The 16,160-nt window shown below is 73.3% G+C and carries 15 protein-coding genes and 1 pseudogene; 8 read left to right on the top strand and 8 right to left on the bottom strand.

Features of this window, described 5'->3' with window-relative positions; all coding sequences use genetic code 11:
• Positions 1 to 342 precede the first annotated feature (342 nt).
• On the bottom strand, positions 343 to 1,140 hold the full coding sequence (locus ACWEQL_RS20675; RefSeq protein WP_452151725.1) for an IclR family transcriptional regulator: 798 nt from the start codon (positions 1,138 to 1,140) through the stop codon (positions 343 to 345).
• A gap of 192 nt (positions 1,141 to 1,332) precedes the next feature.
• Here ACWEQL_RS20675 and aceB point away from each other — a divergent pair, with 192 nt between their 5' ends.
• Positions 1,333 to 2,976 carry a malate synthase A gene (aceB, locus tag ACWEQL_RS20670; RefSeq protein ID WP_452151724.1) on the top strand — a complete coding sequence of 548 codons (1,644 nt, stop codon included), beginning with the start codon at positions 1,333 to 1,335 and terminating at the stop codon, positions 2,974 to 2,976.
• A 314-nt stretch (positions 2,977 to 3,290) separates the two neighbouring features.
• On the opposite strand, the gene tnpA is transcribed toward aceB, so the two are convergent.
• Positions 3,291 to 3,695 (bottom strand): IS200/IS605 family transposase, encoded by a 405-nt coding sequence (gene tnpA / locus ACWEQL_RS20665; protein ID WP_452151723.1) that lies wholly within the window; start codon positions 3,693 to 3,695, stop codon positions 3,291 to 3,293.
• 24 nt (positions 3,696 to 3,719) lie between these two features.
• Here tnpA and ACWEQL_RS20660 point away from each other — a divergent pair, with 24 nt between their 5' ends.
• Entirely contained in the window at positions 3,720 to 5,087 is a 1,368-nt protein-coding gene (locus ACWEQL_RS20660) for an RNA-guided endonuclease InsQ/TnpB family protein (protein WP_452151722.1), read from the top strand.
• Entirely contained in the window at positions 4,988 to 5,260 is a 273-nt protein-coding gene (locus tag ACWEQL_RS20655) for an allophanate hydrolase-related protein (RefSeq protein WP_452151730.1), read from the top strand. Before ACWEQL_RS20660 ends, ACWEQL_RS20655 begins: the two co-directional genes overlap by 100 nt.
• A 246-nt stretch (positions 5,261 to 5,506) precedes the next feature.
• Here the strand turns inward: ACWEQL_RS20655 and ACWEQL_RS20650 are convergent, their stop codons facing one another.
• From ACWEQL_RS20650 to ACWEQL_RS20625, 6 genes are all read right to left on the bottom strand, one after another.
• Positions 5,507 to 6,892, bottom strand: coding sequence for an 8-oxoguanine deaminase (locus ACWEQL_RS20650; protein ID WP_452151721.1), 1,386 nt, complete (start codon positions 6,890 to 6,892; stop codon positions 5,507 to 5,509).
• Positions 6,893 to 7,134: 242 nt separating this feature from the next.
• Positions 7,135 to 8,055, bottom strand: coding sequence for a factor-independent urate hydroxylase (gene pucL / locus ACWEQL_RS20645; protein WP_452151720.1), 921 nt, complete (start codon positions 8,053 to 8,055; stop codon positions 7,135 to 7,137).
• Between the two features lie 28 nt (positions 8,056 to 8,083).
• Positions 8,084 to 8,419 carry a hydroxyisourate hydrolase gene (uraH, locus tag ACWEQL_RS20640; protein WP_452151719.1) on the bottom strand — a complete coding sequence of 112 codons (336 nt, stop codon included), beginning with the start codon at positions 8,417 to 8,419 and terminating at the stop codon, positions 8,084 to 8,086.
• 107 nt (positions 8,420 to 8,526) lie between these two features.
• A complete protein-coding gene (gene uraD / locus ACWEQL_RS20635) occupies positions 8,527 to 9,030 on the bottom strand; it encodes a 2-oxo-4-hydroxy-4-carboxy-5-ureidoimidazoline decarboxylase (protein WP_452151718.1) in 504 nt (167 codons plus the stop codon).
• A gap of 203 nt (positions 9,031 to 9,233) precedes the next feature.
• Positions 9,234 to 9,617: a helix-turn-helix domain-containing protein gene (locus ACWEQL_RS20630; RefSeq protein ID WP_452151717.1), complete on the bottom strand. Its 384-nt coding sequence runs from the start codon at positions 9,615 to 9,617 to the stop codon at positions 9,234 to 9,236.
• A complete protein-coding gene (locus ACWEQL_RS20625; RefSeq protein ID WP_452151729.1) occupies positions 9,614 to 9,859 on the bottom strand; it encodes a thiamine-binding protein in 246 nt (81 codons plus the stop codon). Before ACWEQL_RS20625 ends, ACWEQL_RS20630 begins: the two co-directional genes overlap by 4 nt.
• Before the next feature lie 262 nt (positions 9,860 to 10,121).
• On the opposite strand from ACWEQL_RS20625, the gene ACWEQL_RS20620 reads away from it, so the two are divergent.
• The 5 genes and pseudogenes from ACWEQL_RS20620 to alc form a co-directional block, all read left to right on the top strand.
• Positions 10,122 to 10,964, top strand: coding sequence for a TIM barrel protein (locus ACWEQL_RS20620; protein ID WP_452151728.1), 843 nt, complete (start codon positions 10,122 to 10,124; stop codon positions 10,962 to 10,964).
• A gap of 100 nt (positions 10,965 to 11,064) precedes the next feature.
• A complete protein-coding gene (locus ACWEQL_RS20615) occupies positions 11,065 to 11,952 on the top strand; it encodes a 2-hydroxy-3-oxopropionate reductase (RefSeq protein ID WP_452151716.1) in 888 nt (295 codons plus the stop codon).
• A gap of 409 nt (positions 11,953 to 12,361) precedes the next feature.
• Complete coding sequence (locus ACWEQL_RS20610) at positions 12,362 to 13,504, top strand: glycerate kinase (protein ID WP_452151715.1); 1,143 nt, start codon at positions 12,362 to 12,364, stop codon at positions 13,502 to 13,504.
• Positions 13,505 to 13,644: 140 nt separating this feature from the next.
• Positions 13,645 to 15,018, top strand: a complete 1,374-nt coding sequence (gene allB / locus ACWEQL_RS20605) for an allantoinase AllB (protein WP_452151714.1) — start codon at positions 13,645 to 13,647, stop codon at positions 15,016 to 15,018.
• Positions 15,015 to 16,067 (top strand): annotated as a pseudogene (gene alc, locus ACWEQL_RS20600) (allantoicase); the annotation flags it as partial. The gene allB and the pseudogene alc, both read left to right, overlap by 4 nt.
• Positions 16,068 to 16,160 lie beyond the last annotated feature (93 nt).

The following is a 16,160-nucleotide window of genomic DNA, read 5'->3' as shown; positions in this document are numbered from 1 at the left end:
GGCGGATCGGCCGGTTCGGGCACCGGCCTCGGGCCCGCCCAGGCCGGGCCGGCGGCCACCGCGGCCAGCGCGCAACCGGCCACCAGCGATCTGCTCAGCAGTCCGCCAACGGTTCTCCTACGGGACATCACCGCTCACCTGCCTTGTGCTCAGCCGCCCCGCGCCGTCGCGGGACGCGTCCGCACCAGACTGACCGACCGGCTCCCCGGCACCGTCGCAACCCGCCCTCGTACCGCCCGATCGGCGCAGCGCCCGTTCGAGAGTCGGACACCCGTACGGCGGCGCACGGTCGACCCGTGCGGCGGCGGGCGGCCGCTCCCGTGCGGCGGCCCCGACGACCCGTCAGGGCGCCAGGACCTGCCCCAGCCGGGCCGCGATCCGGTGCATCACCGGCACCAGCGAGGCGCTGTCCGCCTGCTCCTCCAGCGCCCGGATCCGGGCCTCCGGGCCGGACACCGAGAGCGCGGTGGGCGTCGGCGCGCCGGGGACCGCGAGCGCGATGCAGCGCACCCCGATCTCCTGCTCCTGGTCGTCCACCACGTAGCCGCGCTCGCGCGCCTCGGCCAGCTGGCGCAGCAGTTCCTGCGGGTCGGTGACCGTGTACGGGGTGTGCGCGGGCAGCGGGTCGGGGCCCAGCACGGCCCGCGCCTCCTCCTCCGGAAGCTGCGCCAGCAGCGCCTTGCCGACCCCGGTGCAGTGCGGCTGCACCCGCCGGCCGACCTCGGTGAACATCCGCATCGAGCGCCGCGACTGCACCTGCCCGACGTACACCACCTCGCCGCCCTCCAGCACGGCCAGGTTGGCGGTCTCGCCGGTCGCCTCCATCAGTTCGGCCAGGTAGGGGCGGGCCCAGCTGCCGAGCAGCCGGCCGGCGGTCTCGCCGAGCCGGATCAGCCGCGGGCCGAGGGTGTAGCGGCGGGCGGTGTCCTGGCGGACATAGCCCTGCTGCACGAGGGTACGAACCAGGCGGTGGATGGTCGGCATCGGCAGCCCGGAGGAGGTGGACAGCTCGCTGAGGGTCGCCACCCCGCCGGAGTCGGCCAGTGCCTCCAGCAGCAGGAAGGCGCGTTCGACGGACTGCACGCCGCCGCTCGCGCGGTCGCTGCCCGTCGTCGATGCTGAGTCGGGGGTCGGGACCACCGGCGTTCCCTTCGCTGTCGGGGGAGGAGTAGAGTCCCAGCGATCACCTCAACAAAACGTTGAAATTCTGTATCGCGGAAACTAGTCTCCACCTTACAGAATCTAGCCCTCCCGTTGGAGCGGTTTCAGATCGAGGAAGTTCCCACCGGAGCTCCCTTCGCCAGGCTCAACCGTCTTAGGAGTGTCCCGCCCATGGCCGCAGATCAAGGAGCCCCGCTTCCGGCTCCGGTCGTCACTGTCGCCGGTCCGCGCGTCCAGCGGGCGGAGGAGGTGCTCACCCCGGAGGCGGTCGCGTTCGTGGTCGGCCTCCACCGCGCGTTCGAGGACCGCCGGCAGGAGCTCCTGGCCCGGCGCAAGGAGCGCCGCGCCGAGATCGCCCGCACCGGCACGCTGGACTTCCTCCCCGGGACGGCCGCCGTGCGCGAGGGCGACTGGCAGGTCGCCGAGGCGCCCCCCGCCCTCCAGGACCGCCGCGTCGAGATCACCGGCCCGACCGACCGCAAGATGGTCGTCAACGCGCTCAACTCCGGCGCCCGGGTCTGGCTCGCCGACTTCGAGGACGCCACCGCCCCCACCTGGGAGAACGTGGTCACCGGCCAGATCAACCTGATCGACGCCTTCGAGGGCCGGATCGACTTCACCTCCTCGGCCGGCAAGGAGTACGCGCTGCGCCCGGCCGCCGAACTCGCCACCGTGGTGGTCCGTCCGCGCGGCTGGCACCTGGACGAGACCCACCTGCTGGTCGACGGCACCCCGGTGGCCGGCGCCTTCCTCGACTTCGGCCTCTACTTCTTCCACAACGCCGCCCGGCTGCTCGCCCGCGGCCCCGAGGATCCGAACTCCGGCCCGTACTTCTACCTCCCGAAGACCGAGAGCCACCTGGAGGCGCGGCTCTGGAACGACGTCTTCACCCACGCCCAGGCCGCCCTCGGCATCCCGCACGGCACCGTCCGCGCCACCGTGCTGATCGAGACCATCACCGCCGCGTTCGAGATGGAGGAGATCCTCTACGAGCTGCGCGAGCACGCCGCCGGCCTCAACGCCGGACGCTGGGACTACCTGTTCTCGATCGTCAAGAACTTCCGCGACGCCGGCGAGCACTTCATCCTGCCCGACCGCAACAGCGTCACCATGGCCTCGCCGTTCATGGCCGCCTACACCCGGCTGCTGGTGCGGACCTGTCACCGGCGCGGCGCCCACGCGATCGGCGGGATGGCCGCGTTCATCCCCAGCCGCCGTGACCCCGAGGTCAACGCGGCCGCCCTGGAGAAGGTCAAGGCCGACAAGGAGCGCGAGGCCGGCAACGGCTTCGACGGCTCCTGGGTCGCCCACCCCGACCTGGTGCCGGTCGCCCGCGCCTGCTTCGACGCCGTCCTCGGTGAGCGCCCGCACCAGAAGGAGAACCCCGGCCCGGCCGGGCCCGTCACCGCCGAGCAACTGCTGGACATCGCCGGCGCCGGCGGCAGCTGCACCCACGCGGGCCTGCACAACGCCGTCCAGGTCGGCGTGCGCTACATCGAGGCCTGGCTGCGCGGCCACGGCGCGGTCGCCATCTTCAACATGATGGAGGACGCCGCCACCGCCGAGATCTCCCGCTCGCAGATCTGGCAGTGGATCAACAACGGCGTGGTGCTCGCCGACACCGGTGAGAAGACGACCGCCGAGCTGGTGCGCCGGCTGGTCGCCGAGGAGCTGGCCGGGCTCCGGGCCGAGCTGGGCGACGACGTCTACGCCGGTGGGCGCTGGCCCGAGGCCGCCCGGCTCTTCGAACAGGTCGCCCTGGCCGAGGACTTCGCGGACTTCCTGACCCTCCCCGCGCTGCCCCTGCTGGGCTGAGACCCGTCCCCTTGCCCCGTTCCGTACGGCGACGACCCTTCCACCCGTCCTCGCGTCGCCGTGCGGAACGGCTTCTCCCTTTCCCTGAGGATTCCCGATGGCACGCATCTTCTTCAACGGCCAGGCCATGGTCGGCGGCCCGTTCCACGCCTCGGTGGCCGACGCGCTGGTCGGCCCGGTCCGGACCGCCCCCGGCTACCAGGACTAATCGCGGTGCACCGGGCTTCAGCCCGGTGGTGGAGCGATTCCGAGTCCTGCTCTGACGCCGGCGGTGGGCGCTCTCCCGCGCGGTGGACGGCGCCCGCCGCAGGCGTTCAGGCCGGGTGGTTCTGCTGCTCGATGTACCGGCGGACCGCCGACAGGGGTGCGCCGCCGGCGGAGCCGGCGACGTACGGGCCGGACCGGAGGCGCTGTGCGCGCCGGTGGTGCTTGACCGGGTCGGGGAACTCCTGGCGGATCCGGCGGGAGCCGGCGCGCTTGAGGCTGTTGACGAGCTTGGGCGGGGCGGTCTTGGGTGGGAGGTTCACGAGCGGGTGGGCGTGGTCGTTCTCGCCGTCGAACTCGACCGGCTCGACCTCGAAGTCGGTGCGGGCGCTCCGCGTGATCTCTTCGGGTCGGTCAGGTGTCGGTCGGCGAACACCTTGTGCCGGTACTCGGTCACGAAAGCGAAGTGGGCGTGCAGGGTGGAGCACGGTGCGAAGTTTCTGATACTTGGTCATGGATCAGCGCGGTACGGTGCCGTTGTGCAGCTCAGGTACTCCTTCCGCGTCTACCCGACGGCGGGTCAGCGCGCGGCGCTGGCGCGGGCGTTCGGGTGCGCGCGGACGGTGTACAACGACGCGCTGCGCGTCCGTGAGGAGGCCCGCGCGGCCGGGCTGCCGTTCCCGAGGTCGGGCGAGCTGTCGAAGGCGTTGATCACCGAGGCGAAGAGGACCCCGCAGCGGGCGTGGCTCGGCGAGGTGTCGGCCGTCGTGTTGCAGCAGTCCCTGCGGGATCTGGACACCGCCTACCGGAACTTCTTCGACGGGTTGAAGGGCAAACGCCCGCGCGTGGGCGCGCCGCGCTTCAAGTCGCGCAAGGACAGCCGGCAGACGGTCCGGTTCACCGCGAACGCCCGGTGGAGGATCACGCCGGGCGGGAAGCTGTCCCTGCCGAAGATCGGCGACCTGGACGTGACGTGGTCGCGCATCCTGCCCTCGGCCCCGTCCACGGTGACGGTGGTCAAGGACGCGGCCGGCCGGTACTTCGCCTCGTTCGTCGTGGAGAGCGACCCCGGCGCGGACCTGGCCCGCATGCCCGACACCGGCGGCGTGGTCGGTATCGACCTGGGGCTGACGCACTTCGCGATCCTCTCCGACGGCACGAAGATCGACAGCCCCCGCTTCCTACGCCGCGCCGAGAAGAAACTCAAGAAGGCGCAGCGCGACCTGTCCCGCAAGGCCAAGGGATCGAAGAACCGGGCCAAGGCCCGCACCGAGGTCGCCCGCGCACACGCCCGGGTCGCGGATGCGCGGCGCGAGTTCCACCACCAGGTCTCCACCCGGCTGATCCGCGACAACCAAGCGATCGCCGTCGAGGACCTGGCGGTGAAGGCACTCGCCCGCACCCGCATGGCCAAGTCGGTGCACGACGCCGGCTGGTCCCGGTTCACCGCCATGCTGGCGTACAAGGCCGCACGGTACGGGCGCACCCTCATCCGGATCGGCCGCTTCGAGCCGACGTCCCAGGTGTGCTCGCGGTGCGGCGTCAAGGACGGCCCCAAGCCCCTGCACGTCCGCACATGGACCTGCCGGGCGTGCGGGACCGCCCTCGACCGGGACATCAACGCGGCGGTCAACGTCGCCAAGGCCGCCGGACTGGCGGTGACAGCCTGTGGAGCGCAGGTAAGACGGGCACCCGTGCCCGCACAGCGCGGCGAAGCAGGAACCCACCCGAAACCCTCACCCATCCGGTGGGAGCAGGCGGGAATCCCCGGCCTTTGGGCCGGGGAGGATGTCAACGCTTCTTCTCCATCGGCGACGTCTGCCCGGGTCTGCTGCCCGACCCGTCCGTCGGCACCGCCGTCGAGGGCGAGCTGTACGACATCACCCTGGAGCACCTGCGGGACGTGATCCTGCCCGGCGAGCCCCGTGAGCTCGAACTGGGCGTCATCACCCTGGAGGACGGCAGTCCCTGCCTGTCCATGGTGCTCGCCCGCGGTGAGCTGGAGCGCGGCGTCCACCGCGAGATCACCGCGTACGGCGGCTGGCGCCCCTACCTGGCCACCCTGGGCCGCGCCGCCTGACCGCCCGCGCGCACGCCCGGCGGCCGGCCCCCACCCGGGGTGCCGGCCGTCGGCGTGGGTGCCGGCCGCGATCAGACCTCGATGACGTACTCGTGCCCGTGCAGGCCGGCTCGGCGGGCGGGGACGTCGGGGCCCCGGACCCTCGCCGTGGGTCCGGGGCCGCGGTCCGCCAGCCGCCCGGTCGGGGGCGGGCCGGCGGAGTCCGGGTGACGCACCGTCCCTGGGCGGCCCGGAGATCGGGAAGCGTCAGACGGGACGGGCGGCGAGCTCCCGGGCGGCGCGGGCGCAGGCCTGCGCGATGCGGTCCTCGTTGACGGTGGTGAGCTGCCCCTTCTCGACGACGGCGTTGCCGTTGACGAACAGCACCGCGAGCGGCGGCAGGGCGCCGAGGGTGAGCGCGGCCACCGGGTCGGCGATCGAGGAGTGCATGATGCCGTCGACCTTCCACAGGGCGAGGTCGGCGAGCTTGCCCGCCTCGATGGAGCCGATCTCGTTGTGCCGGCCGAGCACCCGGGCGCCGCCCATGGTGCCCAGGCGCAGCGCCTGGCGGCCGGTCAGCGCGGTGGGGTAGCCGTGCAGACGGTTGATCAGCAGCGCGTTGCGCAGCTCGGTGCCCAGCTCGCCGGACTCGTTGGAGGCGGTGCCGTCGACGCCGAGGCCGACCGGCACGCCGGCCTTCAGCATGTCGGGGACCCGCGCGATGCCGGCCGCGAGGCGGGCGTTGGAGGACGGGCAGTGCGCCACGCCGGTGCCGGTCTCGGCGAACTTGGCGATGTCGGAGTCGTTCATGTGGACGCAGTGCGCCATCCAGACGTCCTCGCCGAGCCAGCCCACCGACTCGAAGTAGTCGGTCGGGCCCATGCCGAAGAGCTGCTTGCAGAACTCCTCCTCCTCGGCCGTCTCCGAGCCGTGGGTGTGCAGCCGTACGCCCTTGCGGCGGGCCAGCTCGGCGGACTCGCGCAGCAGCCGGGTGGAGACCGAGAAGGGGGAGCAGGGCGCGAGGGCGATCTGCAGCATGGAGTCGGGGGAGGCGTCGTGGTACTTGTCGACGGCCGCCTCGGAGGCGATGAGGACGGACTCGGTGTCCTCGACCGCGTGGTCCGGCGGCAGGCCGCCGTCCTTCTTGCTGCGGTCCATCGAGCCGCGCAGCGCGGTGAAGCGCATGCCGAGCTCCTGGACGGCCTCGATCTCGGCGCCGAGGATGTCGCCGCCGTCCTTCGGGAACACGTAGTGGTGGTCCGAGGCGGTCGTACAACCAGACTTGAGCAGGGCGGCGGCGGAGCCCTGGGCGGCCGCGTGGACCAGCCGGTCGTCGATCCGGGCCCAGGTCGGGTAGAGCGCGACCAGCCAGTCGAAGAGGATGTGGTCCTGGGCGAGGCCGCGGGTGATCCACTGGTAGAAGTGGTGGTGGGTGTTGACCAGGCCCGGGGTGACCAGGTGGCCTTCGCCGTTGATCCGGCGCACCACGTTGTCCAGCCAGGCCGGGGCCGGGCCGTCGCCGACCGACTCGATCCTGTTGCCGAGGATGACGACGTGGCCGCGGGCGTACTCGGTGTCGTCGGCGTCGACCGTGGCGACGGCGACGTTCTCGATCACGATCCGCTGATCGGCGGGCGGGGGCTGGACTGCCATGGGAACTCCTATGGGGGAGGGCCGGGCGGGCACGCGGGGCGCGCCCGCCCGGTGGGTCAGGACGGTGTCGCCGTCGGCACCGTCGCGCCGGGCGGTTCGTCGGCGGGCCGCCGGCGGGCGGATCCGACGTGGTGGGACGGCGGATCGAGCAGGACGGCCGTCGAGCGGGCCGGGCACCGGGAGGGCGGGCCGCGAGCACCGGGAGGAGCCCGACCGGCGGGTGGTGCGGGCGGTGCGGCGGATCAGGCGACCGGGATGACCGGTATCACGCCGTCGCGGTGCACGGTGCCCTCGATGAGGCCGTACATCCGGTCGGCGGCGTAGTAGACCTCGTTGTCGTTCTTGAGGCCGAACGGCTCCAGGTCCACCAGGAAGTGGTGCTTGTTGGGGAGTTCCAGGCGGACCTCGTCCACCTCGGCCCGGTTGTTGAGCACCCGGGTGCCCATCGCGTGCAGCGTCTGCTGCAGTGAGTACGAGTACGTCTCCGCGAAGGCCTCCAGGAGGTGGCGGCGGACGTGGGTGTAGGAGCGGTTCCAGTTGGGCTGGGCCTCACCGTCGCGGCCGCTGTAGCCGTACTTCCAGCGGGCCGTCACCTGGGTGGCGAGGATGCGGTCGTAGGCCTCCTGGAGGGTGGTGTACCTGTCCTTGATGTAGCCCCAGAACTCCGAGTTGGTGGAGTTCATGACGACGAGGTCCTTGAGGCCGGAGATCACCTGGACGCTCTCGCCGTCGTAGACGATCTCGGTGGTGCGGGTCTCCTGTCCGTTGCGGACGAAGGAGTGGCCGACCTCCTCGGAGCCGATGAAGCGCGCCGAGCTGTCCGGGGTCCTGATCCGGTCCCAGGCGTACTCCTCGATCCGGATCCGGGCGCTGTGGACCACACCGCGCTCGGTGTCGTCCACGAAGTGGCGGGCCAGGATGATGCCGAAGGCCTCCGCCGACTCGATCCCGTACTCCTTGGCGAAGGCGTACACGGTGTTCTTGGTGGTGTCGGTGGGCAGGCAGTTGGCGTTCGAGCCGGTGAGGTGGACGTCGTCGAACTCGCCGCGCAGGGCGACCGAGACGTTCAGGTCCTTGATCTCGTGACGGGTCGAGTCACGGTAGACCCGGACGATGCGGTTCTCCGCCTTGCCGTACTGGTTCTGACCGAGCACGTGGGCCATGGCATGGCTCCCAAATCAATCGAGCGGTCTAGCTTCCGCGGTAGACCGAGTATCCGAACGGGTTGAGCAGCAACGGCACGTGGTAGTGGTGCTGCGCGGGCGCGACCGTGAAGACGATCGAGACCTCGGGGAAGAACGGCGTCTGCGCGGAACGCGCCGCGTAGTACGCGGCGGTGTCGAAGAGCAGCCGGACGACCGAGCCCGCCTCCACGGCCGGCAGGTCCTTGGCCCGGCCGTCGGAGTCCGTGGCGGAGGTGCCGAGCACCTTCCAGCCACCCTCGGTGTGCAGCGCGAGCTCGACCGGGACGCCCTCCGCGGGGCGGCCGAGGCTGGTGTCGAGCACGTGGGTGGAGATGCCAGTCATGGGTGAAGTGACCTTACTGATGGCAGAGGTGACGCAGGGTCGGATCCGAGTGACGGTCCGTCACGATCCGTCGGGGTGACGGTAGCGCGGTGCCGTGCGGGGTGACGTCACGACTCGTCGAGCAGGCGGCCGAGCCGGATGTCGTTGATCTTCCGCAGCTCGCCCCGGACGATCTCCGCCTCGGTGGCGGCGTCGTGGGGGAAACGCTCGCGGAGCGCGGCGAGCATGGTGCCGGCGGTACGGCCGGTCGCGCAGATCAGGAACACGTGGCCGAACTTGGCCTCGTAGGCGGCGTTGGCCTCGCGGAGCTCGTCGAGGAGCGAGGTGTCGACCCCCCGGATGCCGGCCTGCTCGCGCTCGGAGGTGGCGTCGCCCTCCTTGGGCGTGCCGATCCGGGCGTGGCCGGCCATCGCGTCGTGCAGGTCGGCGGTGGTCAGCGCGGCCATGGCCGCCGCGTTGGCGGCGAACAGGGACTCACGGTCGGACCAGGGGCGGGACGCCGCGACGGCGGCGGCCCACCGGGGGCTGGAGCAGACCTCCAGCAGGATCTTCTCGACCTCGGCGGCGTCGGCCGCCGCCAGGGCGTCGAGGGAACGGGGGTGGTTGGCCACGGGTGGACCTCCTGAAGAGTGGTGCCACCCGCACAAGCTAGATCGGCCACCGGAAGCCGTCAACACTTTGTTGAACGGTTGGTGGTTACGTTTCGTCCGGCCGCCCGCCGGTGCCGCCCGCCGTGTGCGATCCGCCAAGTGTGCGGGCGGGGGCCGCTGCGCCAGACTGGGCGGACCGGAGGCGTTCGCTCCCCTTGCGGGGGTCAGTCCTTCTTCGTCCCGTCCTGGCGGTTGAGGTAGTTGTACACGGTGAAGCGGCTGACGCCGAGCGCCGAGGCGACCGTCTCCACCCCGTGGCGGACGGTGAAGGCGCCGCGCTCCTCCAGCAGCGCCACCACGCGCTGCTTCTCCAGGCGGTCCAGCCCGGCCAGCGGACGCCCGTCGAACTGGCGGGTCATCTCGGCCAGCAACCGGTCCAGCGCGCTGGAGAGGTGGGGCAGCCGCACGGCCAGCGCCGGGACGCCCTCCCACTCCAGGACGACGTCCTCGGCGCGGGCCTCGGCCAGCGGGACGGGCGTCGCGCCCACCGCGTCCAGCAGCGGCTTGACCGCCGCGGCGAGCGGGTGGTCGAGGTGCTCCTCGGTCATGGGGCGCCGCCCTCCTGGTCGAGCACGCTGACCTGGACGGAGATCCGGGTCGCGCCGGCCTCCAGGGTCTCGCGCAGCAGCGTGGACACGGCGGCCAGCACCTGGTCGGCCTCGCCCTCCGCGCCCGTGCCGAACGGGCCGACCGAGACCTCCAGGCCGGCGTCGTCGACCGCCTTGCGGGCCGCGACCGCGTGCTCCGGGAACGTGTCCAGTTCGAACGGTTCTGTCGTGAACTCCACCATCAATCGCACCCGCTCACTGTAGCGAGCGCGGGCGTACGAGGTCGGGGGCCGGTCGGGCGGCGGGCCCGTCCGAACGGTCGGGCGGTGCGGCGCACTGGGCGATCGAACAGCGGTGGAGCCCTTCGGGAGCGGGTTCCGGGCAGCTTCAACAAATTGTTGCGGCAGCCTTGACACCCGCCCGACCCGGCGGACATGCTTCCACCAAGCAGAATCCCTCTTCCGGATCGTGGAAGTTGCGGACGAAGAAGAGAGTGAAGAGGTGATGGACGTGACTGCCGCCTCCGGGCACAGCTACACGGTCAACCTGTCGATCCTGTTCGGCGAACTCCCGCTCCTGGAGCGCCCGGCCGCCGCGGCCGCCGCCGGCTTCACCGCCGCCGAGCTCTGGTGGCCCTTCGGCGAGGAGCACACCCCCGCCGAGGCCGAGCTGGACGCGCTGCGCAAGGCCTTCACCGACGCCGGTGTGCGGCTCACCGGCCTCAACTTCCTGGACGACCTCTCCAAGGGCGCCCGCGGCACGGTCTCCGTACCCGCCGAGAAGGAGCGCTTCCGGGCCAACGTCCCGGTCGCCGCCGCCCTCGCCGGCTCGCTCGGCACCACCGCGCTCAACGCGCTCTACGGCAACCGGGTCGAGGGCGTCGACCCGGCCGAGCAGGACGCGCTCGCGCTGGAGAACCTCGTCCTCGCCGCGCGGGCGGCCCACGAGGTCGGCGCGATCCTGCTGATCGAGACCCTCAACGCGGCGGAGTCCCCGGACTACGCGCTGGTCACCGCCGAGGCCGCGGTCGAGGTCGTGGACAAGGTCAACGCCGCCACCGGCCTCGGCAACGCGCGCTTCCTCTGCGACCTCTACCACCTGGCCCGCAACGGCGAGGACCCGGCGGGCGTCATCGAGCGTTACGCCGACCGGATCGGCCACGTCCAGATCGCCGACACCCCCGGCCGCAACGAGCCGGGCACCGGCGGGCTCGACTTCGAGGACCTCTTCGCCCGCCTCACCGCCGTCGGCTACACCGGCCGGATCGGCCTGGAGTACCGCCCGGCGAACGGCGTCAGCGCCGACAGCTTCGCCTGGCTGCCGCGCGAGCTGCGCGCCGCGGAGTAGTCCGCCCCGCGCGGGATGCGCCCGTGCGGGAGGCGCCCGTACGGGTGGCCGCCTTCCTCCCCTCCCCTCCCCAGACATCCCCGACCTAAGGAACGACGCGATGAGCCGCAAGATCGCCTTCATCGGCCTCGGCATCATGGGCAGCCCGATGGCCGCCAACCTGGTCAAGGCCGGCCACCACGTCACCGGCTTCAACCTCACCCAGCCGCAGATCGACGCGCTGGTCGCCGCCGGCGGCCACGGCGCTACCGGCATCGCCGACGCGGTGAAGGACGCCGAGGTCGTCATCACCATGGTCCCGGCCGACCCGCAGGTCGAGCAGGTCATCCTGGGCGAGGGCGGCGTCCTGGAGAACGTGAGGCCGGGCACCCTCGTGATCGACATGTCCTCGATCACCCCGCAGACCTCGATCAAGGTCGAGGCCGCCGCCAGGGAGAAGGGCGTCCGCACCCTGGACGCCCCGGTCTCCGGCGGCGAGGCCGGCGCCGTCGAGGCGGTCCTGTCGATCATGGTCGGTGGCGCCGCCGAGGACTTCGCCGAGGCGAAGCCGCTGTTCGACGCGCTCGGCACCACGGTCGTCCACGTCGGCCCGGCCGGCGCCGGCCAGACCGTGAAGGCCGCCAACCAGCTGATCGTCGCGGTGAACATCCAGGTCCTGGCCGAGGCCGTGGTCTTCCTGGAGAACGCCGGCGTCGACCTCGCCGCCGCGCTGGACGTCCTCGGCGGCGGCCTGGCCGGCTCCACCGTGCTCAACCGCAAGAAGGCGAACATGCTCGGCCGCGAGTTCGCCCCCGGTTTCCGGATCGACCTGCACCACAAGGACATGGGCATCGTCACCGACGCCGCCCGTGCCGTGGGCGCGGCCCTGCCGGTCGGCGCCGTGGTGGCCCAGCTGGTGGCCTCCGCCCGCGCCAACGGCGACGGCTCGCTCGACCACTCCGCGCTGCTGCGCGGCGTCGAGCGCCTGTCGGGCCGCGAGCTCGGGTAACGGGTCCCACCCGTCGAAAGCTCCTCCTGGTGGCGTGTACCTATCCGGTCGTGCCCGCGCCACCAGGAGGCCAGATCCGGCCGGCGGCCGGGCAGGGGCTCATCCGCCCGCCCGCCGGCCGTTCCAGACCGGTGGCGCGCCATCCCTGTGGGGGGCACTTCGGTCGTGCCCGCCGCGCGCCGCCCGGCCCCTCCCCGCCGAGGGGAGCCACTCGTACGTCGGAAGCGGGACGAGTGGAACACGGCGGGGAGGGGGCGCACCACGGCCGCCCGGGTCCGGGTCGCCGGGGCCGCGGTCCGCGGGCCTTGGTGCGCCGGCCCCGTGGGCACAAGCTGAGGGTGACCCGACGCGCGCCGCCGGGCCCGCCCGACTCCGTACCATCGCCAGACGCCCGGAAATGAGGCCCTCGATGTCCGCCACCCCCCGACCGGGCCATGTGGTCGTAGCTCCCGACAAGTTCAAGGGCACGCTGGAGGGCGCCGAGGCCGCGGCGCGCCTCGCGGCCGGCATCCGCCGCGCGGCGCCCGGGGCCGAGGTCCGTGAACTGCCCGTCGCCGACGGCGGCGAGGGCACCCTGGCCGCCGCGCTCGCGGCCGGCTTCACCAGGGTCCCGGCCAAGGTGGCCGGCCCGACCGGACTGCCCGTGGCCGCGGCGCTCGCCGTGCGGGGCGACACCGCGGTGGTCGAACTCGCGCAGTCCTCCGGCCTGGCCCGGCTCCCCGGTGGCCGCACCGCGCCGCTGGCGGCGGGCTCCTACGGGGTGGGACAGCTGATCGGACGGGCGGTTGCGCTCGGCTCCAAGCGGATCGTGCTCGGCCTCGGCGGCAGTGCCGGCACCGACGGCGGGGCCGGCATGGTCCAGGGCCTCGGCGTCGGCCTGTACGACGCCGAGGGCGCCGAGCTCGCGCCCGGCGGCGCGGCCCTGCGCCGGCTGGCCCGGGTGGACTTCGGCCCGCTGGCGGACACCCTGGCCGGGGTGGAGGTCGTGGTGGCCTGCGACGTGGACAACCCGCTGCTGGGCCCGCGTGGCGCCGGGGCGGTCTACGGCCCGCAGAAGGGCGCCGACGGCGACGACCTGGTCGTCCTGGAGGAGGGCCTGACCCGCTTCGCCGACGTGGTCGCCGAGGCGGTCGGGCGGGACGTCCGGGACGCCCCGGGCGCCGGGGCCGCGGGCGGGGTGGGCTTCGCCGCCCTCGCCCTGCTCGGCGCCACCATGCGACCCGGCATCGAGCTGATGCTCGAACTGCTGGGTTTCGACGAGGCCGTGCGTGGGGCACGCCTCGTCGTGACCGGCGAGGGATGCCTGGACGCGCAGACGCTCCACGGCAAGGCCCCCGCCGGCGTCGCCGCGGCGGCCGCCCGGGCGGGGGTTCGGGTGGCCGCTGTGGCAGGGCGGCTGGAGCTGTCCGAGCGGGAGTGGCGGGCGGCAGGCTTCGCGGCGGCGTACGCGCTCACCGACCTGGCCGAGCGGCCCGGCGACAGCCTGACCAGGGCGGCCGAGCTGGCCGAGGTCGCGGGGGAGCGGCTGGCCCGCGAGCTGCTGGTCCGCTGAGCCCCCGGCCGGTCCGCCGAGCCCCCGGGAGCGGGCGAATCGCTCGTACGTTCCTACATTGACGTTTTGTTGAAGGCGGTTCTAGGCTCCGGACATCCCTTCGGCACACCCCACCCGTATCCAGGTTTCGGAGGTCCCCCATGTCCCGCAGCGAGACGGCGGTCATCCGCTCCCGCAGGGTCGTCCTGCCCGACGGCGAGCGTCCGGCGGACGTGCTGATCCGGGACGGCCGCATCGAACGGATCGCCGCCCACGGCTCGCTGCCGGCCGGTGACCGGCACCTGACCGACCTCGGCGACACCGCCCTGCTGCCCGGCCTGGTCGACACCCACGTGCACGTCAACGAGCCCGGCCGCACCGAGTGGGAGGGCTTCGCCACCGCCACCCGGGCGGCCGCGGCCGGCGGCGTCACCACGATCATCGACATGCCGCTGAACTCGATCCCGCCCACCACCACGGTGGAGGGGCTGGCGGCCAAGCGGAAGACCGCCGAGGGGCAGGCCTGGGTCGACCTGGGTTTCTGGGGCGGCGCCGTCCCCGGCAACACCGCCGACCTCGAACCCCTGCACCGCGAGGGCGTGTTCGGCTTCAAGTCCTTCCTCGCCCCGTCCGGCGTCGACGAGTTCCCGCACGTCGAGCAGGCCGACCTGGAGTCCGCCCTCGCCGAGCAGGCCCGGATCGGCGCGCTGGCGATCATCCACGCCGAGGACCCGGCGGTGCTGGAGGCGGCGCCCCAGCAACCCGGCGTCCACTACCGCGACTTCCTGGCCTCGCGCCCGGCCGACGCCGAGACCGCCGCGGTCGCCCGGCTGCTGGACACCGCCCGGCGCACCGGCGCCCGGGTGCACATCCTGCACGTCTCCTCGGCCGCCGTGCTGCCGCTGCTGCGGCAGGCCCGCGCGGACGGCGTCGCGGTCACCGCCGAGACCTGCCCGCACTACCTCACCCTGGCCGCCGAGCAGGTGCCGGACGGCGACACCGCGTTCAAGTGCTGCCCGCCGATCCGCGACGAGTCCAACCGGGACGCGCTCTGGCGGGCCCTGGCGGACGGCGAGTTCATCGCCGTCGTCTCCGACCACTCGCCGTCCACCCCCGACCTCAAGCTGCTGCCGGAGTTCGGCGGCAGCGGGGACTTCGCCGCCGCGTGGGGCGGCATCGCCTCCCTCCAGCTGGGCCTGCCGGCCGTCTGGACCGAGGCCCGCCGGCGCGGCCACACGCTCCGCGACGTCGTCCGCTGGATGGCGGGCGGCCCGGCCGAGCTGGCCGGCCTGGCCGGCACCAAGGGCGCCATCGCGGTCGGCCACGACGCCGACCTGGTCGCCTTCGACCCGGACGGCGCGTTCGCGGTCCGCGCGGCCGAGCTGCACCACCGCAACCCCGTCACCCCGTACGCGGGCCGGACGCTCACCGGTGCCGTCCGCACCACCTGGCTCCGCGGCCGGGTCGTCGACACCGCGGCCGAGCCGTTCGGTCGTCAGATCACCCGCCCGAACCGACGTCAGGAGAACCAGTGAGCACCGTCAACCCCCCGAGCGCTCCGTTCACCGAGCTGGTCGACCTGGCCTCCCGCGCGCTGGGCGCCGGCGTCGTCGCCACCAACGAGGACACCTTCGCGGACGCCGAGAACCTGCTGGTCGCGAGGCCCGCCGAGTTCCGCCCGCACACCTTCGGCCACAAGGGCCAGATCATGGACGGCTGGGAGTCCAAGCGCCGCCGCGGCGTGAGCGCCGAGCAGCCGCACCCCACCGACGAGGACCACGACTGGACGATCGTCCGGCTCGGCGCCGCCGGAGTGATCCGCGGCCTGATCGTGGACACCGCCCACTTCACCGGCAACTACCCGGAGTCCGCCTCCGTCGAGGCCGCGGCCGTCCCCGGCCACCCCTCGCCCGAGGAGCTGGGGGAGGCCGCGTGGGTGGAGATCCTGCCGCGCACCCCGCTGCGGGGCGACACCGCCCATGAGTTCGAGGTGGCCGACGGCACCCGGTACACCCACGTCCGGCTGAACATCTTCCCCGACGGCGGCGTGGCCCGGCTGCGGGTGCACGGCGAGGTGCTGCCCGACCCGCGCGAGCTGGACGGCCTCACCTTCGACCTGGCCGCCCAGGAGTACGGCGGGGTCGCCGAGGCCGCGTCGGACCGCTACTTCTCCTCCCCGCACAACCTGAACGCTCCCGGTCGCGCCTCCGTCATGGGCGAGGGCTGGGAGACCCGGCGTCGGCGCGACAAGGCCAACGACTGGGTGCGGATCGCCCTGGCCGGGGGCGGTGAGGTCCTGGCCGCCGAGGTGGACACCACCCACTTCGTCGCCAACGCCCCCGGCTGGGCCGACCTGGTCGGCTACGACGCCTCCGCCGGCGGGGACCCGTCCACCGATCCGGACGGCTGGTTCACGGTCCTGCCCCGCACCCGCCTGCAGCCCGACACCCGGCACCGCTTCCGGCTGGACCTCGGCCGCCCGGTCACCCACGTGCGGATCAACGTCTACCCGGACGGCGGCCTGGCCCGGCTGCGGCTGACCGGCCGCCTCACCGAGGCCGGCCGCGCGGCCCTCGCCCTGCGCTGGTTCGAGGCGGTACCCGCCGCCGAGGCCGCCGCCGCGCTCGTCGAGGCGGGCCTGACCGCCGACGAGGCCGCCTCCCTCACCGCCGCCCGC

The sequence above is a fragment of the Kitasatospora sp. NPDC004240 genome (assembly GCF_053603215.1).
The sequence above is the reverse complement of the archived record's forward strand: the minus strand, read 5'-3'. Positions and strand labels throughout refer to the sequence as shown.